General features: G+C 68.8%; 28 protein-coding genes. 24 read left to right on the top strand and 4 right to left on the bottom strand.

Features of this window, described 5'->3' with window-relative positions:
• Positions 1–8: 8 nt before the first annotated feature.
• The 20 genes from QTH87_RS14390 (at position 9) to QTH87_RS14295 (ending at position 20,547) form a co-directional block, all read left to right on the top strand.
• Positions 9–1,034, top strand: coding sequence for an RluA family pseudouridine synthase (locus QTH87_RS14390; protein WP_444812789.1), 1,026 nt, complete (start codon positions 9–11; stop codon positions 1,032–1,034).
• A 129-nt stretch (positions 1,035–1,163) separates the two neighbouring features.
• On the top strand, positions 1,164–1,949 hold the full coding sequence (gene scpB / locus QTH87_RS14385; protein ID WP_286609924.1) for an SMC-Scp complex subunit ScpB: 786 nt from the start codon (positions 1,164–1,166) through the stop codon (positions 1,947–1,949).
• On the top strand, positions 1,946–3,754 hold the full coding sequence (locus QTH87_RS14380; RefSeq protein WP_286609922.1) for a pseudouridine synthase: 1,809 nt from the start codon (positions 1,946–1,948) through the stop codon (positions 3,752–3,754). Before scpB ends, QTH87_RS14380 begins: the two co-directional genes overlap by 4 nt.
• 183 nt (positions 3,755–3,937) lie before the next feature.
• Positions 3,938–4,363 carry a nucleoside-diphosphate kinase gene (gene ndk / locus QTH87_RS14375; RefSeq protein ID WP_286609921.1) on the top strand — a complete coding sequence of 142 codons (426 nt, stop codon included), beginning with the start codon at positions 3,938–3,940 and terminating at the stop codon, positions 4,361–4,363.
• Positions 4,364–4,384: 21 nt separating this feature from the next.
• Complete coding sequence (gene rlmN, locus QTH87_RS14370) at positions 4,385–5,533, top strand: dual-specificity RNA methyltransferase RlmN (RefSeq protein WP_286609920.1); 1,149 nt, start codon at positions 4,385–4,387, stop codon at positions 5,531–5,533.
• A gap of 4 nt (positions 5,534–5,537) precedes the next feature.
• Positions 5,538–6,368, top strand: a complete 831-nt coding sequence (gene pilW, locus QTH87_RS14365; protein WP_286609918.1) for a type IV pilus biogenesis/stability protein PilW — start codon at positions 5,538–5,540, stop codon at positions 6,366–6,368.
• The gene (locus tag QTH87_RS14360; RefSeq protein WP_286609917.1) at positions 6,361–7,275 is read left to right on the top strand and encodes a helix-turn-helix domain-containing protein; all 915 of its coding nucleotides are present in this window, start codon (positions 6,361–6,363) and stop codon (positions 7,273–7,275) included. Before pilW ends, QTH87_RS14360 begins: the two co-directional genes overlap by 8 nt.
• 11 nt (positions 7,276–7,286) lie before the next feature.
• The gene (gene ispG, locus QTH87_RS14355) at positions 7,287–8,579 is read left to right on the top strand and encodes a flavodoxin-dependent (E)-4-hydroxy-3-methylbut-2-enyl-diphosphate synthase (protein WP_286609915.1); all 1,293 of its coding nucleotides are present in this window, start codon (positions 7,287–7,289) and stop codon (positions 8,577–8,579) included.
• Between the two features lie 8 nt (positions 8,580–8,587).
• The gene (hisS, locus tag QTH87_RS14350; protein ID WP_286609913.1) at positions 8,588–9,979 is read left to right on the top strand and encodes a histidine--tRNA ligase; all 1,392 of its coding nucleotides are present in this window, start codon (positions 8,588–8,590) and stop codon (positions 9,977–9,979) included.
• 6 nt (positions 9,980–9,985) lie between these two features.
• Positions 9,986–10,672, top strand: coding sequence for a YfgM family protein (locus tag QTH87_RS14345; protein ID WP_286609911.1), 687 nt, complete (start codon positions 9,986–9,988; stop codon positions 10,670–10,672).
• Positions 10,669–11,814, top strand: coding sequence for an outer membrane protein assembly factor BamB (bamB, locus tag QTH87_RS14340; protein WP_286609910.1), 1,146 nt, complete (start codon positions 10,669–10,671; stop codon positions 11,812–11,814). The genes QTH87_RS14345 and bamB overlap by 4 nt, the downstream gene beginning before the upstream one ends.
• 21 nt (positions 11,815–11,835) lie before the next feature.
• A complete protein-coding gene (gene der, locus QTH87_RS14335) occupies positions 11,836–13,179 on the top strand; it encodes a ribosome biogenesis GTPase Der (protein ID WP_286609909.1) in 1,344 nt (447 codons plus the stop codon).
• Positions 13,180–13,370: 191 nt separating this feature from the next.
• Positions 13,371–13,616, top strand: coding sequence for an RNA chaperone Hfq (gene hfq, locus QTH87_RS14330; RefSeq protein WP_012747311.1), 246 nt, complete (start codon positions 13,371–13,373; stop codon positions 13,614–13,616).
• Positions 13,617–13,667: 51 nt separating this feature from the next.
• Complete coding sequence (hflX, locus tag QTH87_RS14325; RefSeq protein ID WP_286609907.1) at positions 13,668–14,849, top strand: GTPase HflX; 1,182 nt, start codon at positions 13,668–13,670, stop codon at positions 14,847–14,849.
• 79 nt (positions 14,850–14,928) lie between these two features.
• Positions 14,929–16,275, top strand: coding sequence for an FtsH protease activity modulator HflK (hflK, locus tag QTH87_RS14320; protein WP_286609905.1), 1,347 nt, complete (start codon positions 14,929–14,931; stop codon positions 16,273–16,275).
• A 13-nt stretch (positions 16,276–16,288) separates the two neighbouring features.
• Positions 16,289–17,191 (top strand): protease modulator HflC, encoded by a 903-nt coding sequence (hflC, locus tag QTH87_RS14315; protein WP_286609904.1) that lies wholly within the window; start codon positions 16,289–16,291, stop codon positions 17,189–17,191.
• A gap of 19 nt (positions 17,192–17,210) precedes the next feature.
• Positions 17,211–17,399: a DUF2065 domain-containing protein gene (locus QTH87_RS14310; RefSeq protein WP_286609902.1), complete on the top strand. Its 189-nt coding sequence runs from the start codon at positions 17,211–17,213 to the stop codon at positions 17,397–17,399.
• 79 nt (positions 17,400–17,478) lie between these two features.
• The gene (locus QTH87_RS14305) at positions 17,479–18,642 is read left to right on the top strand and encodes an ATP phosphoribosyltransferase regulatory subunit (protein ID WP_286609900.1); all 1,164 of its coding nucleotides are present in this window, start codon (positions 17,479–17,481) and stop codon (positions 18,640–18,642) included.
• 19 nt (positions 18,643–18,661) lie between these two features.
• Complete coding sequence (locus QTH87_RS14300; protein ID WP_286609898.1) at positions 18,662–19,993, top strand: adenylosuccinate synthase; 1,332 nt, start codon at positions 18,662–18,664, stop codon at positions 19,991–19,993.
• Between the two features lie 29 nt (positions 19,994–20,022).
• Entirely contained in the window at positions 20,023–20,547 is a 525-nt protein-coding gene (locus QTH87_RS14295; RefSeq protein WP_286609897.1) for a phosphoribosyltransferase, read from the top strand.
• A gap of 88 nt (positions 20,548–20,635) precedes the next feature.
• Here the strand turns inward: QTH87_RS14295 and QTH87_RS14290 are convergent, their stop codons facing one another.
• Both QTH87_RS14290 and QTH87_RS14285 read right to left on the bottom strand, forming a co-directional pair.
• Positions 20,636–21,079 (bottom strand): VOC family protein, encoded by a 444-nt coding sequence (locus QTH87_RS14290; RefSeq protein WP_286609895.1) that lies wholly within the window; start codon positions 21,077–21,079, stop codon positions 20,636–20,638.
• A 94-nt stretch (positions 21,080–21,173) separates the two neighbouring features.
• Positions 21,174–22,010 (bottom strand): helix-turn-helix domain-containing protein, encoded by an 837-nt coding sequence (locus tag QTH87_RS14285; protein WP_286609893.1) that lies wholly within the window; start codon positions 22,008–22,010, stop codon positions 21,174–21,176.
• 48 nt (positions 22,011–22,058) lie between these two features.
• Here QTH87_RS14285 and QTH87_RS14280 point away from each other — a divergent pair, with 48 nt between their 5' ends.
• Both QTH87_RS14280 and QTH87_RS14275 read left to right on the top strand, forming a co-directional pair.
• Entirely contained in the window at positions 22,059–23,252 is a 1,194-nt protein-coding gene (locus QTH87_RS14280) for a PLP-dependent transferase (protein ID WP_286609891.1), read from the top strand.
• Between the two features lie 70 nt (positions 23,253–23,322).
• On the top strand, positions 23,323–23,526 hold the full coding sequence (locus QTH87_RS14275; RefSeq protein WP_286609889.1) for a hypothetical protein: 204 nt from the start codon (positions 23,323–23,325) through the stop codon (positions 23,524–23,526).
• A gap of 87 nt (positions 23,527–23,613) precedes the next feature.
• Here QTH87_RS14275 and QTH87_RS14270 read toward each other — a convergent pair whose 3' ends face one another.
• Positions 23,614–24,234, bottom strand: a complete 621-nt coding sequence (locus tag QTH87_RS14270; protein WP_286610401.1) for an arylesterase — start codon at positions 24,232–24,234, stop codon at positions 23,614–23,616.
• 46 nt (positions 24,235–24,280) lie between these two features.
• Here QTH87_RS14270 and QTH87_RS14265 point away from each other — a divergent pair, with 46 nt between their 5' ends.
• Together QTH87_RS14265 and rlmB are read left to right on the top strand one after the other, a co-directional pair.
• Entirely contained in the window at positions 24,281–24,991 is a 711-nt protein-coding gene (locus tag QTH87_RS14265; RefSeq protein WP_286609887.1) for an ABC transporter ATP-binding protein, read from the top strand.
• Between the two features lie 35 nt (positions 24,992–25,026).
• Entirely contained in the window at positions 25,027–25,773 is a 747-nt protein-coding gene (gene rlmB / locus QTH87_RS14260; RefSeq protein ID WP_286609886.1) for a 23S rRNA (guanosine(2251)-2'-O)-methyltransferase RlmB, read from the top strand.
• Here the strand turns inward: rlmB and QTH87_RS14255 are convergent.
• Positions 25,770–26,243 (bottom strand): DUF3237 domain-containing protein, encoded by a 474-nt coding sequence (locus QTH87_RS14255; protein ID WP_286609885.1) that lies wholly within the window; start codon positions 26,241–26,243, stop codon positions 25,770–25,772. The genes rlmB and QTH87_RS14255 overlap by 4 nt on opposite strands.
• Positions 26,244–26,281 lie beyond the last annotated feature (38 nt).

Below are 26,281 nucleotides of genomic sequence, written 5' to 3'. Positions count from 1 at the left end.
AGGCTTTCGTGAAACAGTTGCCCTCGATTATATCGACCGACCCCCTGGCGGACACCCCCGAGGCGGCCGAGCACGAGGAGGGTGCCGAGCTCGCGGCCGCCAGCGAAGTCCGCGACTTCCGCATCGGGACGGCCGAGCACGGCCAGCGGCTGGACCGCGCGCTGGCGGTCCTGGTGCCCGAGTTCTCGCGCAGCTACCTGCAGCAGCTCATCGACGCCGGCATGGTCGAGATCGAGGGCCGCGTGGTCACCAAGACCTCGGCCAGCGTGCATGCCGGCGCCGTCGGCCGCATCGAGCTGCGGCCGACCCCTCAGAGCCAGGCCTTCAAGCCCGAGTCGATGGCACTGCGCGTGGTGCACGAGGACGAGCACCTGCGCATCATCGACAAGCCGGTCGGCCTGGTGGTGCATCCCGCGCCAGGCCACTGGAGCGGGACGCTGCTCAACGGCCTGCTGGCGCTCGATCCGCGCGCCGCGCTGCTGCCGCGGGCCGGCATCGTGCACCGGCTCGACCGCGACACCAGCGGCCTGATGATGGTGGCGCGCAGCCGTCAGGCCATGGATGCGCTGGTGGCGCTGATCGCGGCGCGCGAGGTCAGGCGCCAGTACCTGGCCATGGCGCATCGCGGCTGGCAGGGCGCCCGGGCGCGCCACGTCGACGCGCCCATCGGACGAGACCCGCGCAACCGCCTGCGCATGGCGGTGGTCGACCTCGAGCGCCATCCGGGCAAGCCGGCGCGCACGCTGGTCGAACTGCTGGACGGCACCGACCAGGGCTGCGCCGTGCGCTGCACGCTGGAGACCGGGCGCACGCACCAGATCCGCGTGCACATGGCCTCGATCGGCCATCCGCTGGTCGGCGACGCGCTCTACGGCGGGGCGCCCGCCGCGGGCCTGGCGCGGCAGGCCCTGCACGCCTTCCGGCTGGCCTTCGTGCATCCGGTCACGCAGCAATCAATGGAGTTTCACGCGCCGCCGCCGCCCGACATGGTTCAGGGTTTGTCCGAATGGGGGCTGGATTACAATCGCGCCTGACGGCCCCGAGGGCCGCGCCGGCCACCTCTGATGCCGGTTTTGCGTTGCTTCTCGCCGCGTGCCGGCAACGCCCCTTTCATCCATCTGAACAAGCGCCCTCGAGGCGCCTTTTCCCGGATAACGCGAACCATGAATACGGCGGATGCCAAGCGCATTCTCGAAACCGCCTTGATCTGTTCGACCCAGCCGTTGCCGGTGCGCGAACTGCGCGTGCTGTTCGACGACGAACTGGGCGCCGACACGATCAAGTCGCTTTTGCTCGAACTGCAGGAAGACTGGTCGCAACGCGGCCTCGAGCTCGTGAGCGTCGGCAGCGGCTGGCGCTTTCAGAGCCGGCCCGAGCTGCGCGACCATCTCGATCGCCTGCATCCCGAAAAGCCGCCGCGCTACACGCGTGCCGCGCTCGAGACGCTGGCCATCATTGCCTACCGGCAGCCGGTCACGCGGGGCGACATGGAAGACATCCGCGGCGTCACGATCAATTCGCTCATCCTCAAGCAGCTCGAAGACCGCAACTGGGTCGAGGTGATCGGCCACCGCGAGACGGTCGGCCGGCCCGCCCTCTACGCCACCACGCGCCAGTTCCTCGACGACCTGGGCTTGGCGTCGCTCGACCAGCTGCCGCTGATCGAGAAGCCGATGCAGCAGGCGGCGCTGATCGATGCGCTCGAACAGGCGGCGGGCGGCGACGAGCCGACGGCCACTGTCAACGAAGCTTCCGGGGCTTCCGAAGCGCCCGAAGCTCTAGAAGTGCCAGAAGTGCCAGAAGTGCCAGAAGCACGCGAAGTGCCCGAAGACTCCGATTCCCCAGAACCCGTCGAGGCCGCAGCAGAAGCGGCCGCTGAATCAGACGCCGATTCCGGCATCTCCGACGATGCCGACACCACCGCCGCCCCATCCGGAACCCGACCATGAGCCCCAAAGATCCCGACGACGCAGCAACGCTGCCGGCTGAACCCGTGTCCGAAGTGCCTGCGGTCGAGGGCGCTGTCGAGGCCGCCGGCGCGAGCGATGCGGCGAGCGCCGAACCGGCGCCGAAGAAGCGGCGGCCGCGAAAGCCCAAGGCCGTAGCGGCCGAGGCCGAGGCCGAGGCCGAGGCGCCTGCGGCAAGCTTCGAGCCGGCGCCGGTTGCGGCCCGGGCCGAGCACCCTGAAGTCGCCCCCGCCAGCGCCTCGGTTGCAGCGGCGCCAGCCGCGGTCGTGGCGCCGGAGCCGAAGTCCGGGCCGGCGCCCGAGCCTGCTCCGGTCGCAGCGGCGCAATCCGCTTCCGGCGGCAGCGACGACGACCGGCAGGACGACGACGAAGACGAGGAGGAAGAGCCCGACGAGGAGGAGGACGACCTCGACCGCGCCCGTCGTGCCGCCGAGCGCGAGCAGCGCAACGCACCGCCGACAGAGCCGATCCGCTTCGCCGACGTCATCTCGGGCCAGTTCGATGCCGACGAGGAAAGCCCCGAGGTGCCGCCGCTCAAGCGCGTGCTGCTGCCCGAGGCCGATTCGCCGAAGCTGCACAAGGTTCTTGCCCAGGCCGGCCTCGGGTCTCGGCTCGAGATGGAGCAGCTGATCCTCCAGGGCCGGATCTCGGTCAACAACGAGCCCGCCCACATCGGCCAGCGCATCCAGTACGGCGACCAGGTCAAGATCAACGGCAAGCCGATCCGCTACCGCATCGCGCCACCGCCGGCGCGCGTCATCGCCTATCACAAGCCGGTGGGCGAGGTCGTGACGCACGACGACCCGCAGAACCGCCCGACCGTGTTCCGCAAGCTGCCGCGGCTGCAGCAGGGCAAGTGGCAGTCGGTCGGCCGGCTCGACCTCAACACCGAGGGCCTGCTGCTGTTCACGAGCTCGGGCGAGCTCGCGAACCAGCTCATGCATCCGCGCTTCGGCCTCGAGCGCGAGTACGCGGTGCGCGTGCTCGGCGCGCTCAACGCCGAGGAGAAGAAGCGCCTGCTCGAAGGCGTTCGCCTCGACGACGGCATGGCCCAGTTCGGGACCATCGAGGAGGGCGGTGGCGAGGGCTCCAACCATTGGTATCGCGTGACCATTTCCGAAGGCCGCAACCGCGAGGTGCGCCGGCTGTTCGAATCGGTCGGGCATGCCGTGAGCCGGCTCATCCGCATCCGCTACGGCGCCATGGTGCTGCCGCGCGGCCTCAAGCGCGGCGCCTGGATGGAGCTCGACGAGCGCGACATCCAGGCCCTGTTCCAGGCAGCCGGCAATGGCGCAGAGCGCGGGCCGCGACAGGCCCCCGGTGCGCGCGGACCGAACCAGGACGCGGGCGGTGGACGCAACAACCGCAACCGCAAGCGCCGAGGCAACCGCAACGGCGGGGGCGCCGGTGCCGCACCGCGCGACGAGCGCGAGGCGCCGATCCCGAATCCCCTGGCCCATGGGCCCGGTGCGCGCACCGACCGCGGCGGCAAGGGGCCTTCGCAGGGGCGCCGCAACAACGCCTCGGGCGGCGGCGGCGGCCGGGGCGATCGCCAGGGTCAGCAAGGCCAGCAGGGCCGCAACCGTGCGGGTGAGGACCGGCCACCGGGCGGTGCCAACCAGCCCGATCCGATGAAGACCTCGCTCGGCTACATCGGCGCCGACAGCTTCTCGCGCCAGCGCAAGGAACAACGCCAGGGACCGCGTCGCGGCGGCCCGGGCGGCGGCGGCTTCGGCGGCGGTGGCGGGCAGGGCGGTGGCGGCGGCGGTCGTCGTCGCGGACGCTGACGCCGGCACTCAATTTCGCATCGCGGGCGAGCATTCGCCCCACGACGGCGGGGGAACCCTCCCGCGCCGGTTAAAATCAGAGGCTTTGTCAAGGCTGGCAGGTCGCGCGTGCGAACGCACGCGGCGCTGTTCGCAAGCCCTGACGAAACCCATCCAGATTCAAGCTCTCAGGAAAGCACTTCAATGGCCATCGAACGCACCCTCTCCATCATCAAGCCCGACGCCGTCGCCAAGAACGTCATCGGCAAGATCGTTTCCCGCTTCGAGGCCGCCGGCCTCAAGGTCGTGGCCGCCAAGCTGGTCCACCTGTCGCGCAACGAAGCCGAGCAGTTCTACGCGGTCCACAAGGCACGCCCCTTCTTCAACGACCTGGTCGAGTTCATGATCTCGGGTCCGGTGTTCGTGCAGGCCCTCGAAGGCGAGAACGCGATCGCGAAGAACCGCGACCTGATGGGCGCCACCGACCCCAAGAAGGCCGCCGCCGGCACCATCCGCGCCGACTTCGCCGACAGCATCGACGCCAACGCCGTGCACGGCTCGGACGCTCCCGAGACCGCCGCCAACGAAGTGGCGTTCTTCTTCGCCGGCCTCAACGTCTACGCACGCTGAGGTCCAGCTCGCCTCCACGCAATGACCACGGCCAACCTGCTCGACTTCGATCTGGAGGGATTGGCCGCGTTCTGCGAACGGCTGGGCGAGAAGCGTTTTCGCGCGACGCAGCTGTTTCGCTGGATCCACCAGCGCGGCGCTGCCGATTTCGCGCTCATGACCGACCTGGCCAAGTCGCTGCGCGAGAAGCTCGCGACCACGGCCCGGGTCGAGGCGCTGCCGGTCATCACCCAGCACGAATCCGCCGACGGCACGATCAAGTGGCTGTTCGACGTCGGTGACGGCAATGCGGTCGAGGCCGTGTTCATTCCCGAGGACGACCGCGGCACGCTGTGCGTGTCGTCGCAGGCCGGCTGTGCGGTCGGCTGCCGCTTCTGCTCGACCGGCCACCAGGGCTTCAGCCGCAACCTGACAACCGGCGAGATCGTCGCCCAGCTCTGGTTCGCCGAGCACTTCCTGCGGCGCCATCTGGGCCGCAGCGAGCGCGTGATCTCCAACGTCGTGATGATGGGCATGGGCGAGCCGCTGCAGAACTATTCGGCGCTGGTGCCGGCATTGCGCACCATGCTCGACGACAACGGCTACGGGCTGTCGCGCCGCCGCGTGACCGTGTCGACCTCCGGCGTGGTCCCCATGATCGATCGCCTCGGCGGCGACTGCGCGGTCGCGCTCGCGGTGTCGCTGCATGCGCCCAACGATGCGCTGCGCGACGACCTCGTGCCGCTGAACCGCAAGTACCCGATCGCCGAGCTGCTCGAGGCCTGCAAGCGCTACCTCGTGCACGCGCCGCGCGACTTCATCACCTTCGAATACTGCATGCTGGACGGCGTCAACGACCAGCCCGAGCATGCACGACAACTGGTCGAACTGGTGCGCACGCACGACGTGTCGTGCAAGTTCAACCTGATCCCGTTCAATCCGTTTCCGGCCTCGGGCCTGCTGCGCTCACCGCAGCCCCGGGTGCTGGCCTTCGCCCGCACGCTGAGCGAGGCCGGCATCGTGACCACCGTGCGCAAGACGCGCGGCGACGACATCGACGCCGCCTGCGGCCAGCTCGCCGGCGACGTCAAGGACCGCACGCATGCGGCCGAGCGCATGGCGCAGCGGCGCGTCGTGATGCTGCAGCCAGCCCGCAACGGGGTCGCCCCATCCACAGCCGAGGAGCAATGAACCGATGAGCCAGGCCTTTCCTCATGCACACAGGCGTGTGTTGCAGGTGTTTTGCGGCGGCGCCGCCGTCTTCCTGCTTGCAGCCTGTGCCACCAGGGATGGCGCCGTGCCCAGCGCGGCCAGCAATGCCGCCCCGATCATCACGGAGTCGGACGAGTCGAACAATCGCAAGCGCGCCCGGCTGCGCGTCGAGCTTGCGATCGGCTACTTCCAATCCGGCCAGACCACGATCGCGCTCGACGAGATCAAGCAGGCGCTGGCGGCCGACCCGACCTTCGCCGACGCCTACAACCTGCGCGGCCTGATCTACATGCGGCTCGACGATCCGGGCCCGGCCGAGGACAGCTTCCGGCGCGCGATCGCGCTCAATCCGCGCGAGCCCAACGTGCTGCACAACTACGGCTGGCTGCTCTGCCAGCAGAACCGCTACGCCGACGCGCAGGTGCAGTTCAGCGCCGCGCTCGCGGTCCCGAGCTACGGCGACCGCGCCAAGACGCTGATGACGCAGGGCATCTGCCAGCTCAAGGCCGGCCAGCGTGCCGAGGCCGAGCGCAGCCTGATGCAGGCCTACGAGCTCGACGCCGCCAATCCGGTGATCGGCTACAACCTGGCGCAGATCCTCGCGCAGCGCGAGGAATGGCAACGCGCCCAGTTCTACATCCGCCGCGTCAACAACAGTCCGGCCGCCAGCGCCGAGACGCTGTGGCTCGGCATCAAGATCGAACGCCAGCTCAACAACCGCGAGGCGGTGATGCAGCTCGCGGGCCAGTTGCAACGCCGCTATCCCCAGTCGCGGGAGGCAATTGCGTACGAGCGCGGGAATTTCAATGATTGAACGGGCGAGTGAATTCGGCGCCTCGGCGGCCGTTCCGCTGGTCGCGGGCGACAGCACCCACATGACCGCCGGCAACATGCTTCGCGAGGCTCGCGAGGCGCATGGCCTGCACATCGAGATGGTCGCGGCCGCCCTCAAGGTGGCGCCGCAGAAGCTCGAGGCCCTGGAGGCCGACGACATCGACGCACTGCCCGACCGTGTGTTCGCGCGTGCCCTGGCGGCCAGCGTCTGCCGCGCGCTGCGGATCGATCCGGCGCCCGTGCTGGCCAAGCTGCCGACCATCCAGCGTCCGGGCCTGGCCGATGCCGACCAGACGATCAGCCGCAGCCTGCGGTCCTCGGCGCCGCGTTCGAGTTCGGGCACCGCGGGCTGGCGTCCTTCGCGCGCGCTGCTCGCGATGGTCGCGCTGCTGCTGGTGGGCGCCGGCATCCTGTTCTGGCTGCCGCAGTCGGTATTCGACCAGGTCGGCGCGTCGATCTCCCGTCTGACCCATAGCGACAGCATGAGCACCGAATCCACGAACGGCGCTGCGCCGGTGGCTGCCGGCACGGCGGTCGAGTCGGTGGCGCCGGGCGCCGCGCCCGTCATGCCGCCCCCGCTCGAGGCGGCAGCGCCGGCGCCCGAGCCGGCAGCGGTTGCCGCGGCACCGGCTGCGGCCGAAAGCAGCGACCTGATCGTGTTCGCGGCCCGCGACGAAGTCTGGATCACGGTCACCGACCCGGCCGGCAAGCAGCTGTTGCGCCGCACCGTCAAGGCCGGCGAGACGGTCGGCGTCACGGGCAGCCTGCCGCTTTCGGTGGTGGTCGGCCGTGCCTCGGCGGTCGATGTACGCGTGCACGGCAAGGCCTTCGACCTGGCGCCGCTCACCAAGGCCGGCGGCGTGGCACGCTTCGAAGTCAAATCCTGAAGCCACCCCCCATGACCGAACCAACGATGCCCCTGGGCTGCCTGCCGATCGAACCCGCTGCACCGAGCGCGCGCCGCTCGCGCCAGGCCAGCGTGGTCTGGGGACCGCGCACCGTCACGGTCGGCGGCGACGCACCGGTGCGCGTGCAGTCCATGACCAACACCGACACCGTCGATGCGGTCGGCACCGCGATCCAGGTGAAGGAACTCGCCATCGCGGGCTCGGAGATGGTGCGCATCACGGTCAACACGCCCGAGGCCGCGGCCCAGGTGCCCTACATCCGCGAGCAGCTCGACCGCATGGGCATCGACGTGCCGCTGATCGGCGACTTCCACTACAACGGCCACCGGCTGCTGACCGACTATCCGGCCTGCGCCGAGGCGCTCAGCAAGTACCGCATCAACCCCGGCAACGTGGGCAAGGGCGACAAGAAGGACAAGCAGTTCGGCCAGATGATCGACGCCGCGATGCGCTGGAACAAGCCGGTGCGCATCGGCGTCAACTGGGGCAGCCTCGACCAGGAGCTGCTGGCCCACCTGATGGACGTCAACAGCCAGCGGCCCGAGCCGTGGGATGCCAAGTCCGTCATGTACGAGGCGCTGGTCACGTCCGCGATCGATTCCGCGCGGCTGGCCGAATCGATGGGCATGAACGGCAACCAGATCATCCTGAGCTGCAAGGTGAGCGGCGTGCAGGACCTGATCTCGGTCTATCGCGAACTGGCGCGCCGATGCGACTACACGCTGCACCTGGGCCTGACCGAGGCCGGCATGGGCACCAAGGGCACGGTGGCCTCGGCCACGGCGCTGTCGATCCTGCTGCAGGAGGGCATCGGCGACACGATCCGCGTCTCGCTCACGCCGCAGCCCGGCGAATCGCGTACCCAGGAAGTGCTGATCGCCAACGAGATCCTGCAGGCGCTCGGCCTGCGCGTGTTCGTGCCCAGCGTCACGGCCTGCCCGGGCTGCGGCCGCACCACGAGCACCACCTTCCAGGAGCTGGCCAAGCAGATCGACGACTACCTGCGGCTGCAGATGCCGGTCTGGCGCAAGAAGTACCCGGGCGTCGAGACCATGAAGGTGGCCGTCATGGGCTGCATCGTCAACGGTCCCGGCGAGAGCAAGCATGCCGACATCGGAATCAGCCTGCCCGGCACCGGCGAGGCGCCTGCCGCACCGGTCTTCATCGACGGCCAGAAGGCGCTGACCCTGCGCGGCGACAACATCGCCGCCGAATTCCACCAGCTGGTCGAGAACTACATCGAGAAACGCTTCGGCAGCACCCCTGCCGTCGAAGCCGCCTGAACTGATCCATGGCTGAAAAACTGAATGCCGTCAAAGGCATGAACGACATACTGCCGCCCGAATCGGCGCGCTGGGAGTGGCTCGAGGCCACCGTGCGCGATCTGATGGCCCGCTTTGCGTACCGCAACGTGCGCACGCCGATCCTCGAGCACACGGCGCTGTTCGTGCGCGGCATCGGCGAAGTGACGGACATCGTCGAGAAGGAGATGTACGCCTTCGAGGACCGCTCCGACAAGCACGGCCAGGCCGAGCACCTCGCGATGCGCCCCGAGAACACGGCCGGCCTGGTGCGCGCCGTGATCGAGCACAACATGCTGTACGACGGCCCCAAGCGCCTCTGGTACACGGGCCCGATGTTCCGCCGCGAGAAGCCGCAGCGCGGGCGCTACCGCCAGTTCCACCAGATCGGCGCCGAAGCACTGGGCTTCGGCGGCCCGGACGTCGACGCCGAGCTGATCCTGCTGGCCAGCGCGCTGTGGAAGGCCATCGGCCTGACCGATGTGCGGCTCGAGCTCAACAGCCTGGGCCAGCCGGCCGAGCGTGCGCTGCATCGCGCGCAGCTCATCGCCCATTTCGAGAAGCACGCCGAACGACTCGACGAGGACGGCAAGCGACGCCTGCACAGCAATCCGCTGCGCATCCTCGACACCAAGAACCCGGCGATGAAGGACGTGGTCGAGTCGGCGCCCAGGCTCGCCGAGTTCCTCGGCGCCGAATCGCTCGCGCACTTCGAGGGGTTGAAGGCCATCCTCGAGGCCAACGACATCGCCTACACGATCAATCCGCGCCTGGTGCGCGGGCTCGACTACTACAACCTCACGGTTTTCGAGTTCGTCACCGACCGCCTGGGTGCCCAGGGCACCGTCTGTGGCGGCGGGCGCTATGACGGCCTGATCGAACAGATCGGCGGCAAGCCCGCCCCCGCAGTGGGCTGGGCGATGGGCGTGGAGCGCGTGCTCGACCTGCTGAAGGAGCAGGGCACGGCGATTCCCGCGCCGGTGCCCGATGCCTACGCCATCGTGCCCGACGCGGCCTCGATGCCGCTGGTGCTGCGCACGCTGCAGCAGCTGCGCGAGGCCGGCGTGCGCGTGCAGATGCACGCGGCCACCGCAGAAGGCCTGGCGAGCTTCAAGTCGCAGATGAAGAAGGCCGACGGCAGCGGCGCCATCCACGCGCTGATCTTCGGTGCCGACGAACTCGCACGCGGCGAAGTGACTCTCAAGGCGCTGCGCGACGGCAGCGGCGCGCAGACCACGCGCTCGCTTTCCGAGGTGGCCGCCTGGGCCGCCACCCTACAATCCTCGCCTCCCACGGAAACGCCGGGCCGCTCCCAGGTTTCCGTGCCCCCCTCCGGGGGCGGACTCGGCGAGCCGGGTCCCCGGGGCTCTACAACCAACTGACAGCGCATGGCTACTCCACTCGATCTCGAAGAACAGGAACAGCTCGACCAGCTCAAGCATTTCTGGAATACCTACGGCACGCTGATCACCTGGGTCGTGCTGCTCGCAGCCGGTGCCTTCGTGGCCTGGAACGGCTGGCAATACCTGCAGCGCAACAAGGCGGCACAGGCTTCGGCGCTCTACGACGAGGTCGAGCGCAGTGCGCAGGCCGGCGACGTGCCGCGCATCGAGCGCGCGCTGGCCGACATGAAGGACAAGTTCGCAGGCACCGCCTATGCCCAGCAGGCCGGCCTGCTGGCTGCACGCACGCTGCACGACAAGGGCAATGCCGATGCTTCTCGCGCGGCGCTGGCCTGGGTATCGGAGCACGCGATCGATCCGGGCTACCAGGCGGTCGCACGTCTGCGGCTGGCAGCCGAACTGCTCGACGCCAGGCAATACGACGAGGCGCTCAAGGCTCTCGGCGGCGAGGTGCCCAAGCAATTCGTCGCCCTGGTGGCCGATCGCAAGGGCGACATCCTGCTGGCCCAGGGCAAGCGCGACGATGCCAAGGCCGAGTACCTCAAGGCCCTGGCCGCCTTCGAGCCCGGCACCGACTACCGTCGCCTGGTCGAGATCAAGCTCAACGCGGTCGGCGTCGATCCGAAGAGCCTGGCCCCGGCGGCCGCACCTCCCGTCAAGAACACACCATGAATCTGAAGCGTTACATGACCCTGGCGCCCATGCTGCGCATCGGGGCTGCCGCCGCGATGATCGCGGCGCTCGCCGCCTGTTCCGGATCGGCGCGGCCCAAGCCCGCCGACCTGCCGCCCAACGTGGCCCTGATGGGCATCAAGCAGGCCTGGACCATCAAGATCCCGGCCGTGAGCTTCCCGCTCTCGACTGCCGTCAGCGGCGACCGGATCGCGGTCGCAGGTGGTGACGGCACCGTGGTCGTGATCGACGCGCGCGCCGGCACCGAGCTGTGGCGCGCGAGCGTCGGCACGCCCCTGGCAGCCGGCGTCGGCAGCGACGGCCAGCAGGTCGCGGTGGTCACGACCAACAGCGAACTGGTGGTTCTGGAGGCCGGCAAGGTGCTCTGGAAGCAGCGCCTCACGGCCCAGGCCTATACGCCGCCGCTGGTCGCCGGCCGCCGCGTCTTCGTCCAGGCCGCCGACCGGACCACCAGCGCGTGGGACGGCCAGAGCGGCCGCCGCCTGTGGTCGCAGCAACGCACCGCCGAAAACCTCGTTCTCAAGAAGCCCGGCGTGCTGCTCGCGGTTGGCGACACGCTGATCGCCGGCGTCGGTGGCCGGCTGGTCGGCATCAATCCGGCCAACGGCTCGTCGCGCTGGGAATCGCCGATCGCGGCACCGCGTGGCACCAACGACGTCGAGCGCCTGGTCGACCTCACCGGCACCGTGAGCCGTCAGGGCGACGTGGTCTGTGCACGCGCCTATTTCGCCAGCGTCGGCTGCGTCGACACCGCGCGCGGCGCGCTGCTGTGGACCAAGCCGGCGGTAGGCGCCGACGGCGTCGGCGGCGACGACCGCAACATCTACGGTACCGAGGACAGCGGCGCGGTCGTGGCCTGGCGCCGCAGCGACGGCGAGCGCGCCTGGCAGCAGGCCGACCTGCTCAAGCACCGCATCCTGTCCGCGCCGCTGGCCGCCGGCCGCTCGCTGATCATCGGCGACGCCGCGGGCATCGTGCACATCCTGTCGCGCGACGACGGCGCACCCCTGAACCGGGTCACACCCGACGGCTCCGCCATCATGGCGACGCCCGTGCTGGCCGGAAACACCGTCGTGGTCGTCACCCGCAATGGCGGCGTGTTCGGCTATCGACCCGAGTAATCGAGTGAAAGGACGCCTTCCATGAAGCCGGTCATCGCACTGGTCGGGCGTCCCAACGTCGGCAAGTCGACGTTGTTCAATCGCCTGACCCAGACCCGCGACGCCATCGTCGCCGACTTCGCGGGCCTCACGCGCGACCGCCACTACGGCAACGGGCGCCTGGGCAAGCACGAGTTCATCGTCATCGACACCGGTGGCTTCGAGCCCGATGCCGGCAGCGGCATCTACAAGGAAATGGCCAAGCAGACTCGGCAGGCCGTGGCCGAAGCCGACGTCGTGATCTTCGTGGTCGATGCGCGCGAAGGCCTCTCGGCGCAGGACCACGACATCGCCAACGAGCTGCGCCGGCTCGGCAAGCCCTGCGTGCTGGCGGCCAACAAGGCCGAGGGCATGCACGACGGCACCAAGCTGGTCGATTTCTACGAACTGGGCTTCGGCGACGTGCATGGCGTGTCGGCGGCGCACGGGCAGGGCATGCGCGACCTGGTCGAACTGGCGCTCGAACCGCTGAACCTGCCGGACCCGGACGACGAGACCGACGAAGACGACGTCAACAAGCCGATCAAGCTGGCGGTCGCCGGTCGGCCCAACGTCGGCAAGTCCACGCTGATCAATACCTGGCTCGGCGAGGAGCGCCTGGTGGCCTTCGACATGCCCGGCACCACGCGCGACGCCATCTCGGTGCCGTTCGAGCGCAACGGCCAGCGCTTCGAGCTGATCGACACCGCGGGCCTGCGCCGCAAGGGCCGCGTCTTCGAGGCGATCGAGAAGTTCTCGGTCGTCAAGACGCTGCAGGCGATCGAATCGGCCAACGTCGTGCTGCTGCTGCTCGACGCCACCCAGGGCGTGACCGATCAGGACGCCCACATCGCGGGCTACATCCTCGAGAGCGGCCGCGCGGTGGTGATCGCGATCAACAAGTGGGACGCGGTCGACAGCTACCAGCGCGAGCAGATCCAGCGCCAGATCGAGACCCGGCTGCCGTTCCTCAAGTTTGCTTCGCTGCATTTCATCTCGGCAGTCAAGCGCCAGGGGCTTGGTCCCGTGTGGCAGTCGATCGTGCAGGCCCACAAGTCGGCCACGCGCAAGATGACCACCCCGGTGCTCACGCGCCTGCTGCTCGAGGCGGTGCAGTTCCAGTCGCCCAAGCGCGCGGGCATGTTCCGGCCCAAGATGCGCTATGCGCACCAGGGTGGCATGAATCCGCCGGTGATCATCATTCACGGCAATTCGCTCGAGCACGTCACCGAGGCCTACAAGCGCTTCCTCGAGGGGCGTTTTCGCAAGGAGTTCGACCTCGTTGGAACGCCCCTGCGGATCCAGTTCAAGACCTCGGCCAACCCCTACGCCGACAAGGACGACTGAGGGCCTGGGCCTCGGGTTGTTGCCCGGCGACTTGGCGGCCGTTGCGTGCCGATGCGCGGCATCCCGGCGTGGAAGTTCCCGTGTTGGGTGCCGTTATTTTTGGAAGGCCTTTGAGGTCTTGCATGCTGCAGCGCAGAAACGCTGTGTTAAGGTGAACGTTCCAACAACAACTCTTGAACACGGAGAATATCGTGAGCAATAAAGGGCAGCTTCTTCAAGACCCGTTCCTGAACACCCTGCGTCGCGAGCACGTGCCGGTTTCGATCTATCTGGTCAACGGCATCAAGCTCCAGGGTCAGATCGAGTCGTTCGACCAGTACGTCGTGTTGCTTCGCAATACGGTGACCCAGATGGTCTACAAGCACGCCATCTCCACCATCGTGCCCGGGCGGGCCGTCAACTTCTCGGCTGCCGAGAACGACGACGCTGCCGCCTGATCGGCGCGGAGCGCGGCGGTCACCCGCCGCGCTTTTTCATCTTCATTCCGCTTGTCTGAACTGATACCCCGAACCGATGGCGCCGCCGTTCTCGTCGGCGTCGACTTCGGGTTGCCCCATTTCGACGGCGAGCTCGAGGAACTCGGCCTGCTCGCGCAGACCGCCGGCCTGCAGCCGGTCGCGCGCCTGGTCTGCAAGCGCCGCGCACCCGATGCCGCCCTGTTCGTCGGCAGCGGCAAGGCCGACGAGATCAAGGAACTCGCGCTCATGCACCGTGCCAGCGAGGTCATCTTCGACCAGACGCTGAGCCCGGCCCAGCAGCGCAACCTCGAGCGCCAGCTGGACGTCGCGGTCTACGACCGCACCTTCCTGATCCTCGAGATCTTCGCCCAGCGCGCGCGCTCGCACGAGGGCAAGCTGCAGGTCGAGCTGGCCCGGCTGCAATACCTCAGCACGCGGCTGGTTCGCCGCTGGTCCCATTTGGAACGCCAGACCGGCGGTGCGGGCGTGCGCGGCGGCCCGGGCGAAAAGCAGATCGAGCTCGACCGCCGCATGATCGGCGAATCGATCAAGCGCACGCGTGAGCGCCTGGTCAAGGTGCAGCGCCAGCGTGGCACCCAGCGCCGCCAGCGCGAGCGGCGCGACACCTTCAACATCTCGCTGGTCGGCTATACCAACGCCGGCAAGTCGTCGCTGTTCAATGCCCTGGTCAAGGCACGCGCCTATGCGGCCGACCAGCTGTTCGCGACGCTGGACACCACGACGCGCCAGCTCTACCTGGGCGACGCGCGCCGCCAGGTATCGATCTCCGACACGGTCGGGTTCATCCGGGACCTGCCGCACGGGCTGGTCGACGCCTTCAAGTCCACCTTGCAGGAAGCAGTCGATGCCGACCTGCTGCTGCATGTCGTGGATGCGTCAAACCCGCACCATCCCGAGCAGATGGCCGAGGTGCAGGCCGTGCTGAACGACATCGGCGCCGGCTCGGTGCCGCAATTGCTCGTCTTCAACAAGCTCGACGCCCTTGAAAGTGCCCAGCAGCCCCTGCAACTGCGCGACGAGATCGACGTCGACGGCGTCCAGGTCTGCCGCATCTTCCTGAGCGCCCGGACGGGCGAGGGGCTGCCCGCGCTGCGGGCCGAACTCGCCACGCGCTCGAACTCGGCAGGCACTGACACACCCGAGACCATGTCCTTAGGGGACGGAGCCGAATTGCACGAGGCCGCCGATTGAGATTGGGCACAATCCCACTTCACTGACCAAAGAACTAAACCGAATGAATTCAAAGCCAGTGTGGAGACGGTTTCCGGCCATGTTCAACCTGAACGACGGCCGATGGGGCCGCGGCGACGATTCATCGTCCAACGGTGACCGTCCCGCCGCCCATCGCCCCGACGGCGAGCCGCCGGCGCCTCCGCCCAACAACAACCGGCCGCGCGGCCAGGGCCCGAACCAGGGCCCGCCCGATCTCGACGAACTCTGGCGCGACTTCAACCGCAAGCTCGGCGGGCTGTTCGGCGGCCGTGGCGGCGGTGACAACAACAACCGTCCGCCCAACGGAAACGGCGGCGGCGGCGGACTTCGCCCCGACATGAAGAACGCGGGCTTCGGCCTCGGCCTGATCGCGATCGTTGCGGTACTCATCTGGCTAGGCACCGGCTTCTTCATCGTCAACGAAGGGCAGCAGGCGGTCATCACCCAGTTCGGCCGCTACAAGGCGACCGTGGGGGCCGGCTTCAACTGGCGCCTGCCGTACCCGATCCAGCGCCACGAGCTGGTCGTCACCTCGCAGATCCGCTCGGTCGACGTCGGTCGCGACACCGTGGTGCGTTCCACCGGCCTGCGCGAATCGGCCATGCTGACCGAGGACGAGAACATCGTCGAGATCAAGTTCGCGGTCCAGTACCGGCTCAACGACGCACGCGCCTTCCTGTTCGAGAGCAAGGCCCCGACCGACACCGTGGTGCAGGTGGCCGAGACCGCCGTGCGCGAGGTGGTCGGCAAGATGCGCATGGACGCCGCCCTGGCCGACGAGCGCGACCAGATCGCGCCGCGCGTGCGCACGCTGATGCAGACCATCCTCGACCGCTACAAGCTCGGCGTCGAGGTGGTGGCGATCAACCTGCAGCAGGGCGGCGTGCGTCCGCCCGAGCAGGTGCAGGCGGCCTTCGACGACGTGCTCAAGGCCGGCCAGGAACGCGAGCGCCTCAAGAACGAGGCCCAGGCCTATGCCAACGACGTGGTGCCGCGCGCCACCGGTACCGGTTCGCGCCTGAAGGAGGAATCCGAGGCCTACAAGGCGCGCATCGTGGCGCAGGCGCAGGGCGATTCGCAGCGCTTCAGCTCGGTGCTCGGCGAATACCAGAAGGCGCCGCAGGTGACGCGCGACCGCATGTACACCGATGCGATGCAGCAGATCTACAGCAGCACGAGCAAGATCCTGGTCGACTCCAAGGCGAACTCCAACCTGCTGTACCTGCCGCTCGACAAGCTGATGCAGCAGACGGGTGCCAACACGCCCGGCACGCCGTCGGATGCCGCCAGCCCCAACGTGGCGGGCACCGCGGCGCCGCAGTCGTCGGTGATCCCGGTGACGCCGTCGTCGACGGGCGATGCCCGGGCCCGAGACGGCCGCTCGCGCGACCGCGACGTGCGCTGAGGACCCTAAGAAAATGAACAGAATCGGATTCATCGTCTCGTCGGTCCTGGTGGCGCTCGCGCTGCTGAGTTCCACGCTCTTCGTCGTCGACCAGCGCCAGTTCGGCGTCGTCTACGCACTTGGCCAGATCAAGGAAGTGATCACCGAGCCCGGCCTCAACTTCAAGCTGCCGCCGCCGTTTCAGAACGTGTCGTACATCGACAAGCGGCTGCTCACGCTGTCCAGCCTCGACCCCGAGCCGATGCTGACGGCGGAGAAGCAGCGGGTCGTGATCGACTGGTACGTGCGCTGGCGCATCACCAATCCTTCGGAATACATCCGCAACGTCGGCCTCGACGAGAACGCAGGTGCGGTGCAGCTCAACCGTGTGGTGCGCAACGCGTTCCAGGAAAACATCAACAAGCGCACCGTGCGCGACCTGATCTCGACCCGCCGCGACGTGCTGATGGCCGACGTCCAGCGCGAAGTCATGGCCGTGGTCAAGGGCGAGAACAAGCCCTGGGGCGTGGATGTCGTCGATGTGCGGATCACGCGCGTCGACTACGTCGAGGCGATCACCGAATCGGTCTACCGCCGCATGGAGGCCGAGCGCAAGCGCGTGGCCAATGAACTGCGCTCCACCGGCTTTGCCGAGGGCGAGAAGATCCGCGCCGACGCCGACCGTCAGCGCGAGGTGATCGTCGCCAACGCCTACCGCGACGCACAGAAGATCAAGGGCGAGGGCGATGGCCGGGCTGCCAGCATCTATGCCGAAGCCTTCGGCCGCGATCCGCAGTTCGCGCTCTTCTACCGCAGCCTCGACGCCTACAAGCAGAGCTTCAACAAGAAGAGCGACGTGATGGTGCTCGACCCGTCGTCCGAGTTCTTCCGTGCGATGCAGGGGTCGGGCGCGACCGGCAACGCACCGCGGCGCTGAGCCCGACCGACGGTCCCGCGTGGACGGCGACACGTTCTGGAGCGCGCTGGCCCTCGTCCTGGTGATCGAGGGCCTGCTGCCTTTCCTGTCCCCGGGCGGGTGGCGGCGCGGCTTCGGCCAGCTCATGCAACTGCGCGACGGCCAGCTGCGCTTCTTCGGCCTCTGCAGCATAGTCCTGGGTCTGTTTCTGCTCTGGCTCCTGGGGTGACTTCGTCGCCCCGGGCCGGCCTGGCAGGGGCCCGACCCGGTCCCGGTAGAATTCCGGTTTAACCACGCCCCCGATCTCCATGTCCGCCTGGGTCCTCCCGGATCACATTGCCGATGTGCTGCCTTCCGAGGCGCGCCACATCGAAGAACTTCGACGCGAGTTGCTGGACACCGCCCGTGGCTATGGCTACGAGCTGGTGATGCCGCCGCTGCTCGAGCACCTCGAATCGCTCCTGTCCGGCACCGGCGAAGCGCTCGACCTGCAGACCTTCAAGCTGGTCGACCAGCTGTCCGGCCGGAGCATGGGCCTGCGCGCCGATACCACGCCTCAGGTCGCACGCATCGACGCCCACCTGCTGAACCGCGCCGGCGTCGCCCGCCTGTGCTACTGCGGCCCGGTGGTCCACACCCGGCCCGACCGCCCGCACGCCACGCGCGAGCCGCTGCAGTTCGGCGCCGAGATCTACGGCCACGAGGGCCTCGAGGCCGACACCGAGATCCTGCTGCTGGCGCTCGACTGCCTGCGCGCCGCGGGCATCACCGGACGGGCGCAGTCGCCGGTGATCGTCGACCTGGCAGACGCACGCATCGTGCGCGCGCTGTTCGCCGGGGTGCCGGTCGATGCCGCCGCGATCGCTCGCGTCCATGCGGCGCTCGCGGCCAAGGATGCGAGTGCGCTGCGCGAACTCACGGCCGGCTTCCCGGCCGCCTCGCGCGAAGGCCTGCTGGCACTGGTCGGCCTGTACGGCGACGTCTCCGTGCTCGACGAGGCGGCCCGCGTGCTGCCCCAGAGCCCGGGCATTCGCGCCGCGTTGTCCGACCTGCGCCAGCTGGCCGGCCGCCTGGATGGCGCCAGCGTGAGCTTCGACCTGGCCGACCTGCGCGGCTATGCCTACTACAGCGGCATGCGCTTCGGCATCTACACCGCGGGCGCCAGCGATTCGCTGGTGCGCGGCGGCCGCTACGACGAGGTCGGCGCCGTGTTCGGCCGCAACCGTCCCGCGGTCGGCTTCAGCCTCGACCTGCGCGAACTGGTGGGCGCGCTGCCGGCGCGGCCGCTGCGGGCCGCGATCCGCGCGCCCTGGAGCGACGCCGAGCCGCTCAACCGTGCCATCGCCGCGCTGCGCGGCGAAGGCGAGACCGTGGTCTGCGTGCTGCCGGGCCACGGCAACGAGATCGACGAATTCCATTGCGACCGCGAGCTCGTCGAGTCCGACGGCCAATGGCGCGTTCAAGCCATCTGAATCTGAGAAGCGAGACATCATGAGCGTTACCACCGGAAGAAACGTGGTCGTCGTCGGTACCCAGTGGGGCGACGAGGGCAAGGGCAAACTGGTCGACTGGCTGACCGAGAGCGCGCAGGGCGTCGTGCGGTTCCAGGGCGGCCACAATGCGGGCCACACGCTGGTCATCAACGGCGTCAAGACCGCGCTGCACCTGATCCCGAGCGGCATCATGCGGCCGGGCGTCAAGTGCTACATCGGCAATGGCGTCGTGCTGTCGGCGGCCAAGCTGTTCGAGGAGATCGAAGGCCTCGAGAAGGCCGGCGTCGAGGTCCGCTCGCGCTTGCGCATCAGCGAGGCCTGCCCGCTGATCCTGCCGTTCCACGCGGCGCTCGACATTGCGCGCGAGACCTACCGCGAGAAGGGCGGCATCGAGAAGATCGGCACCACCGGCCGCGGCATCGGCCCCGCCTACGAGGACAAGATCGCGCGCCGCGCGCTGCGCGTGCAGGACCTGAAGCATCCCGAGCGCTTCGCCACCAAGCTGCGCGTGCTGCTCGACCTGCACAACCACGTGCTGACGCAGGTGCTGAGCGCGCCGGCGATCGACTTCGACACGGTCTACGACGAGGCCATGCGCCACGCCGAGCTGCTCAAGCCGATGATGGCCGACGTCTCGCGCGAGCTCAACGATGCCCACCGTGCCGGCGCCAACCTGCTGTTCGAGGGCGCGCAGGGCACGCTGCTCGACGTCGACCACGGCACCTATCCCTACGTCACCTCGAGCAACTGCGTGGCGGGCAATGCAGCCGCGGGTTCGGGCGTGGGCCCGGGCATGCTGCACTACGTGCTCGGCATCACCAAGGCCTACTGCACGCGCGTCGGTGGCGGCCCTTTCCCCACCGAGCTCGACTGGGAGAAGCCCGGCACCGTGGGCTGGCACCTGAGCAACGTGGGCGCCGAGAAGGGCGTCACCACCGGACGCAGCCGCCGTTGCGGCTGGTTCGACGCCGCGCTGCTCAAGCGCTCGGCCCAGGTCAACGGCCTCTCCGGCCTGTGCATCACCAAGCTTGACGTGCTCGACGGCCTGGAGGAGCTCAAGCTGTGCACCGGCTACCAGCTCGACGGCGAATTCACCGACATCCTGCCGATGGGTGCCGACGAGATCGAGCGCTGCACGCCGGTCTACGAAACCCTGGAAGGCTGGAGCGACAGCACCGTGGGGGTGACGCACTACGACAAGCTGCCGATCAACGCGCGGCTCTACCTGCAGCGCATCGAGCAGGTCACGGGCGTGCCGATCCACATGGTGTCGACCAGCCCCGATCGCGACCACACGATCATGATGCGCCACCCGTATCTCGCCGACTGATTTCCCCACCACCGCTGGAGCCCAGACCCATGTTGACCGAAGACGGCAAGCACCTCTACGTGAGCTATGACGAGTATCACAACCTGATCGAGAAGCTCGCGATCAAGGTGCATCAGTCGGGCTGGCAGTTCGACACCATCCTGTGCCTGGCGCGCGGCGGCCTCAGGCCCGGCGACGTGCTGTCGCGCATCTTCGACAAGCCGCTCGCGATCATGTCGACCAGTTCCTACCGCGCCGACGCCGGCACCGTGCAGGGCCATCTCGACATCGCGCGCTACATCACCACGCCCAAGGGCGAGATCGCGGGCAAGGTCCTGCTGGTCGACGACCTGGCGGACTCGGGCCACACGCTGCATGCCGTGGTGGACCAGCTCAAGAGCAACTACAAGCCGATCACCGAACTGCGCAGCGCGGTGGTGTGGACCAAGGCGCTGTCGACCTTCACGCCCGACTACTCGGTCGAGTTCCTGCCGACCAACCCGTGGATCCACCAGCCCTTCGAGGGCTACGACTCGATGGGGGCCGAGAAGCTCATCGAGAAGTGGTCGGTCTGAAATAGAGCCCCCACGCTCCCCCCACTGCGTGTGGGTCGCTGCCGACCGAGGGGGCCGCAGGCCGCCTTGGGAGCGGCCCGGCGCCGGCCTAACCTTTTTTGAGTTCGGCGTCGTAGCGCCGCTGCATCTCCTCGGGCTCGATGTCCTCGATCGAGTGTCCGACATTCCACCGGTGACCGAAGGGGCAGCGGAAGCTGCCCGAGCGTTCGCCGTAGAACTGGTCCGCGAGCGGGATCTCGAGCGTGGCGCCGGCCTTCAGCGCGCGCTCGACCACGGCGTCGGCGTCGTCGACGTGCAGGTGGATCGTGACCGGCGTGGCGCCCAGCGTGCTGGCGCTGCGTATGCCGTATTCGGGGAACTCGTCGCACAGCATCAGCGTGCTGCCGCCCAGATCGAGCTCGGCGTGACCGATCCGGCCGCTGGGCTCGGTCAGCCTGAACTTCTCGGTGGCGCCGAACACCTCGCCGTAGAAGGCGATGGCGGCGGCAGTGTCCTTGACGCAGAGATACGGAAACATTTCGAGAACGGCCATGGGACTCTCTCCTTGGGGTAGATCGGCGCGGCAACCGGTGCGCTGCCATTGTGTGCAAGCCGACGGGGCACGTCTTGGACGAAATTGACCTTGTTCAGTCCACCCGCACGTGATTCGGCGACGCCGGGGCCGCGCGCCGCCAGGCCTGCGGTGTCAGGCCCGTGATCTCGACGAAGTCGCGGTGCAGGTGCGACTGGTCGCCGTAGCCGGCCTGCAGCGCGAGTTCGGCCCAGGGCAGGGCGCCGGCCCGGTCGGCGCCCGTTGCCAGCACCCGCTGCAGCCGCTGCACGCGCTCGAGCCGCTTGGGCGCCAGCCCTGTCGCCTCGCGAAACAGCGCGATGAAACGCCGATGGCTGTAGCCGCTGGCCGCCGCCAGCGACCCCACCGTGGCGCCGCCGCCGAGCCGCGCGAGGGCCTGCGCGATGGCCGGATGCAGGGCCTGGGGCCACGGGTCGAGGCGCTCCAGCAGCAGCGCCTGCAGCGCATCCATGCGGCCTTCGGCCGTGGCCGGCGCGTGGACGCGCTCCAGCGCTTCGCCGGCCGCCGAGGCGCCCCACAGCGCATCGAGCGGCACGTGCTGCTCGGCCAGCGCGTCGGCGGGCAGGCCGAACAGCGCCTGCGCTGCGCCCGGCAGCAGCTGCACGCCGACCGAGTGCGCAGGCTGCGAGACGTCGCGCGCGTGGAAGCGCGACCGGGCGCCGCCCACGAGGGCGTGGCCCACGGTCCAGCCGCGCGTGTCTGTCGGGCCTGCGAACAGCCGCAGCGGCGGGCCCGACAGCCGCAGCACGAGGTGCATCTCACCGGTGGGAACGACGTGCTCGCGCACGACGCCGCCGCCAACGGCACGGGCGTCGCCGGCCGCCGGCTCGCTGGCCCACAGCGCGCGGACGAAGCGCCGCAGCGAGGGGCACGGGGCGCGCATCGACAGCATGGCGCCATTGTCCGCCGCCCGCGCGCGGCAGTCGACTAGCATGGCGGCATGCGCAAGCCCATCACCGATCTCATTCACCATCCGTACAGCCCGCCCGCGCGATTCGCAGCGCCGCAGCCCGGCATCTACAAGGCGTCGACCGTGTTCTTCGCCGACGTGGCCGCGATGCGCGCGCGCGACTGGAAGACCAAGGCCGGCTACACCTACGGCCTGCACGGCACGCCGACCACCTTCACGCTCGAGGAGCGGCTCGCCACGCTCGAGGGCGGCAGCGAATGCCTGCTGGTGCCGAGCGGGCTGGCGTCGATCGCACTGGTCTCGTTCGCCTTCCTGAAGACCGGCGACGAGGTACTGATTCCCGACAACGCCTACGGCCCGAACAAGGCGCTGGCCACCGGCGAACTTGCCAATTTCGGCATCACGCACCGGCTCTACGACGCGCTCGATCCGGCCGACCTGGCGGCCAAGCTTTCGGAACGCACGAAGCTGGTGTGGGTCGAGGCGCCCGGCTCGGTGACGATGGAGTTTCCGGACCTACCGGCGCTGGTGGCGTTGTGCCGCGCGCGCGGCGTCGTTTCGGCGCTCGACAACACCTGGGGCGCCGGCCTCGCCTTCGCACCCTTCGACCTCGACGGCACGGGGCAGGGGGTCGACATCTCGGTCCAGGCGCTCACCAAGTATCCGAGCGGCGGCGGCGACGTGCTGATGGGCAGCGTGCTCACGCGCGACGAGCGGCTGCATCGCGCCCTCAAGCTGACCCACATGCGCATGGGCTTCGGTATCGGCGTCGGCGACGTCGAGACCGTGCTGCGCTCGCTGCCGAGCATCGCGTTGCGCTACGCCGCGCACGACCGCAGCGCGCGCGAGCTGGCGCGCTGGCTGCAGGGCCGGGCCGAGATCGCGCAGGTGCTGCATCCGGCGCTCGAAGGCTCGCCGGGCCATGTCAACTGGCTCAGGCTGTGCGGCAGCCGGGACCTCGCCGCCGGGCTGTTCTCGGTGGTGTTCGACGCCAGCTACGCAAGCGAGCAGGTCGATCGCTTCTGCGACAGCCTGTCGCTGTTCCGGCTTGGCTATTCGTGGGGCGGGCCGATCAGCCTGGTGGTGCCCTACGACATCGGCCTGATGCGCGATGCGTCCGTGGCTGCGTGGCCGCACAAGGGCACGCTGGTGCGCTTTTCGATCGGCCTCGAGGACGTGGACGACCTGCGCGCCGATCTCGAGCAGGCGCTCGAAGCGCTCTGAGCGCCCGCCGATATCGCGTACAGTCTCGGGATGTGCAGTCACCGTGACTGTCTCGCCCGAAGGAGAAGCAGTGGCAACACCAAACTACGGCTATGAAAAGCGCCAGAAGGAACTGGCAAAGAAGAAGAAGAAGGAAGACAAGCTGAGGGAGAAGGCCAATCGCAAGCTCAATCCCAGCAGCGACGGGCTGGAACCGGGGGATCCGGAAACCGACGTGGCGTCGCTCGAGCACGATCCACCCACTGCACCCGAGCTGCCGACCAAGAACGGCTGAGTCTGCTTCCCGTGCGAGAAAAGCCGCCGAGGCCATTGGGGCCGCGGCGGCTTTTTGCTTTCGTGGGCCGCTGGCATGCGGCCCTTCTCACTTCGGCAGCATCTTGCGCAGCGTGGGCCAGACGTTGTCGAGCATTCGCGGCTGCGCCGCGCCGGTGGGATGGATGCGGTCGGCCTGGAAAAGAGTCGCCGCATCGGGAGCGTCGGCCACGCCCTTGAGCAGGAAGGGCACCAGCGGCGCCTTGGTCGCCGCCGCCACCTTGGAGAAGATGGCCTCGAAGCGGCGCGTGTAGTCGCTGCCGTAGTTGGGCGGCACCTGGATGCCGACCAGCAGCACCTGGGCGCCCGTGGCCTGCACGGCCTTGGTCATCTGCAGCAGGTTGTCCTCGGTGCCCGCCAGCGGCAGTCCGCGCAGCGCGTCGTTGCCGCCCAGCTCGATCACCACCAGCGAGGGCTGATGCTGCTCCAGCAGCCTGGGCAGGCGGGCCCGGCCGCCGGCCGTCGTGTCGCCGCTGATGCTCGCGTTGACCAGGGTGGCGGGCACCTTCTGCTCGGCCAGCCGTTTGTCCAGCAACGGCACCCAGCCCTCGCCGCGCTTGAGGCCGTACTCGGCCGACAGCGAGTCTCCGAGCACCAGGATCACGGGTGGCTTGCCCGTGGTGGCGGCGCTGGCGGCGGGCAGCCATGTCCCTGCATTCGCGGCCAGCATGCCGCACCAGATAAAGTGACGTCGATTCACCACGCAAAACCTTTCAATGTCCTCATTCCGATCCGATGACCGAGCCGACGCCATCGTCAGCGTCGAAAACGTCTTCAAGTCCGTCACCGATTCCACCGGAACCCTGGACATTCTGCAGGACATCGATTTCTCCCTGGGCGCCAGGGAGACCGCTGCCATCGTCGGCGCCTCGGGCTCGGGCAAGAGCACGCTGCTGTCCATCGTCGCCGGGCTCGACACGCCGACGCGCGGCACCGTCCGGCTCGGCGGCCAGGACCTGTTCGCGATCGACGAGGACGAGCGCGCCGCGCTGCGGGCCCAGAAGGTCGGCTTCGTGTTCCAGAGCTTCCAGCTGCTCGCCAACCTGAGCGCGCTCGAGAACGTGATGCTGCCGCTCGAGCTCGCCGACCGCAGGGACGCGCGCAAGGCGGCCACCGAGATGCTGGGCCGCGTCGGCCTGGGCCAGCGGCTGGGCCACTATCCGCGCGTGCTCTCCGGCGGCGAGCAGCAGCGCGTGGCGCTGGCGCGGGCCTTCGTGGTGCAGCCCGCGCTGCTGCTGGCCGACGAGCCGACCGGCAGCCTGGACTTCGCCACCGGCGAGCAGGTCATGCGTCTCATGTTCGACCTCAACAGCGAGCTCGGCACCACGCTCGTGATGGTGACGCACGACCGCGGCATCGCCGACCGCTGCGAACGCAAGATCACGATCGAGGCCGGGCGCGTGGCGCGCGACGAGAACGCCGGCTGAGACCGCCTCGACCGGCGGGGCTCGATAATCGGGGGATGTCTTCTCCCAAAGTGATCTTCGGCTTCCATGCCGTGGGCGTGCGTATCAAGACCGCGCCGAAATCGGTGATCGAGGTGCTCTTCGATGCCAGCCGGCGCGACGCGCGCATGCGGCAGTTCATCGCGCGCGCGCAGGACGCCGGGGTGCGGCTGGTCGAGGCCGACGGCCTTCGCCTGTCAAAGCTCAGCGGCAGCCACGGCCACCAGGGCGTGGCTGCGCGGGTAGAGCCGGTGGCCCAGACCCATTCGCTCGACGAACTGCTCGAGGGCCTCGAAGCCGAGGGCACGATGCCGCTGCTGCTGGTGCTCGACGGCGTGACCGATCCGCACAACCTGGGGGCCTGCCTGCGTGTGGCCGACGGCGCCGGCGCGCACGCGGTGATCGCCCCCAAGGACCACGCGGCCGGCATCAACGCGACCGTGGCCAAGGTGGCCAGCGGCGCCGCCGAGACGGTGCCGTATTTCATGGTGACCAACCTCGCGCGCACGCTTGGCGAACTCAAGGAGCGCAACATCTGGTGCGTCGGCACCAGCGACGACGCCCCGGGCACGCTCTACCAGTGCGACCTCAAGCGGCCACTGGCACTGGTGCTGGGCGCCGAAGGCGAGGGCATGCGCCAACTCACGCGCAAGACCTGCGACGAGCTCATCAGCATCCCGATGGCGGGGGCGGTCGAAAGCCTCAACGTCTCGGTGGCCAGCGGTGTCTGCCTCTACGAGGCGATGCGACAGCGCCTGGGCTAGAGGCTGAAGAAGCGCATCACGACCTCGGCCGGATGCCGCACGCCGACGCCGACGAACATGCGGTCGGTGATCCAGCCCAGCGCCTTCGACGAGGTCTCGAAGCGCGGGTTGCAGCGGAAGTAGACCTGTGCCGGGTCGACCGGCTCGCCGCGCAGCAGCCTGGCCATGACCTCGGAGGGCGCCGAACGCACGGCGTGATTCTGCACGTAGATCAGGTCGCCGGCGTCGGTCTCGAGGCCGTAGCGGGCGTCGAGCTCGCTCAGCGTGTCGCTCACGATCAGCTGGAAGTCGGAGCCGCCGGGCAGCACGCGTGCGGTCCAGCCGTTGCCAGTCGCGCTGCCGCCGACGATGGGCACCACGCGGCGCGTTCCGCGCGCGCTGACGGCCAGCACCACGGGCTTTTCGACCTCCACCGACAGGTCGGCAAAGAATTCGAGCGTGGGCGGCGCAAGCGGGTCGAAGGTAGGCATCGGCCGAGACTACCGGAAAAAACGAGCGCCACGCGGCA

Origin of the sequence: Variovorax jilinensis, assembly GCF_030316885.1 — a bacterium.
Taxonomy (GTDB): domain Bacteria; phylum Pseudomonadota; class Gammaproteobacteria; order Burkholderiales; family Burkholderiaceae_C; genus Variovorax; species Variovorax jilinensis.
Note: the sequence above shows the minus strand (reverse complement) of the source record. Positions and strands in the feature narration are given on the sequence as shown.

Bases quoted from the DNA above. Each gene is read 5' to 3' on its own strand.
- scpB (WP_286609924.1), top strand. From the start codon at position 1,164: ATGAATACGGCGGATGCCAAGCGCATTCTCGAAACCGCCTTGATCTGT.
- QTH87_RS14380 (WP_286609922.1), top strand. From the start codon at position 1,946: ATGAGCCCCAAAGATCCCGACGACGCAGCAACGCTGCCGGCTGAACCC.
- ndk (WP_286609921.1), top strand. From the start codon at position 3,938: ATGGCCATCGAACGCACCCTCTCCATCATCAAGCCCGACGCCGTCGCC.
- rlmN (WP_286609920.1), top strand. From the start codon at position 4,385: ATGACCACGGCCAACCTGCTCGACTTCGATCTGGAGGGATTGGCCGCG.
- pilW (WP_286609918.1), top strand. From the start codon at position 5,538: ATGAGCCAGGCCTTTCCTCATGCACACAGGCGTGTGTTGCAGGTGTTT.
- QTH87_RS14360 (WP_286609917.1), top strand. From the start codon at position 6,361: ATGATTGAACGGGCGAGTGAATTCGGCGCCTCGGCGGCCGTTCCGCTG.
- ispG (WP_286609915.1), top strand. From the start codon at position 7,287: ATGACCGAACCAACGATGCCCCTGGGCTGCCTGCCGATCGAACCCGCT.
- hisS (WP_286609913.1), top strand. From the start codon at position 8,588: ATGGCTGAAAAACTGAATGCCGTCAAAGGCATGAACGACATACTGCCG.
- QTH87_RS14345 (WP_286609911.1), top strand. From the start codon at position 9,986: ATGGCTACTCCACTCGATCTCGAAGAACAGGAACAGCTCGACCAGCTC.
- bamB (WP_286609910.1), top strand. From the start codon at position 10,669: ATGAATCTGAAGCGTTACATGACCCTGGCGCCCATGCTGCGCATCGGG.
- der (WP_286609909.1), top strand. From the start codon at position 11,836: ATGAAGCCGGTCATCGCACTGGTCGGGCGTCCCAACGTCGGCAAGTCG.
- hflK (WP_286609905.1), top strand. From the start codon at position 14,929: ATGTTCAACCTGAACGACGGCCGATGGGGCCGCGGCGACGATTCATCG.
- hflC (WP_286609904.1), top strand. From the start codon at position 16,289: ATGAACAGAATCGGATTCATCGTCTCGTCGGTCCTGGTGGCGCTCGCG.
- QTH87_RS14305 (WP_286609900.1), top strand. From the start codon at position 17,479: ATGTCCGCCTGGGTCCTCCCGGATCACATTGCCGATGTGCTGCCTTCC.
- QTH87_RS14300 (WP_286609898.1), top strand. From the start codon at position 18,662: ATGAGCGTTACCACCGGAAGAAACGTGGTCGTCGTCGGTACCCAGTGG.
- QTH87_RS14295 (WP_286609897.1), top strand. From the start codon at position 20,023: ATGTTGACCGAAGACGGCAAGCACCTCTACGTGAGCTATGACGAGTAT.
- QTH87_RS14290 (WP_286609895.1), bottom strand. From the start codon at position 21,079: ATGGCCGTTCTCGAAATGTTTCCGTATCTCTGCGTCAAGGACACTGCC.
- QTH87_RS14285 (WP_286609893.1), bottom strand. From the start codon at position 22,010: ATGCTGTCGATGCGCGCCCCGTGCCCCTCGCTGCGGCGCTTCGTCCGC.
- QTH87_RS14280 (WP_286609891.1), top strand. From the start codon at position 22,059: ATGCGCAAGCCCATCACCGATCTCATTCACCATCCGTACAGCCCGCCC.
- QTH87_RS14270 (WP_286610401.1), bottom strand. From the start codon at position 24,234: ATGCTGGCCGCGAATGCAGGGACATGGCTGCCCGCCGCCAGCGCCGCC.
- QTH87_RS14265 (WP_286609887.1), top strand. From the start codon at position 24,281: ATGTCCTCATTCCGATCCGATGACCGAGCCGACGCCATCGTCAGCGTC.
- rlmB (WP_286609886.1), top strand. From the start codon at position 25,027: ATGTCTTCTCCCAAAGTGATCTTCGGCTTCCATGCCGTGGGCGTGCGT.
- QTH87_RS14255 (WP_286609885.1), bottom strand. From the start codon at position 26,243: ATGCCTACCTTCGACCCGCTTGCGCCGCCCACGCTCGAATTCTTTGCC.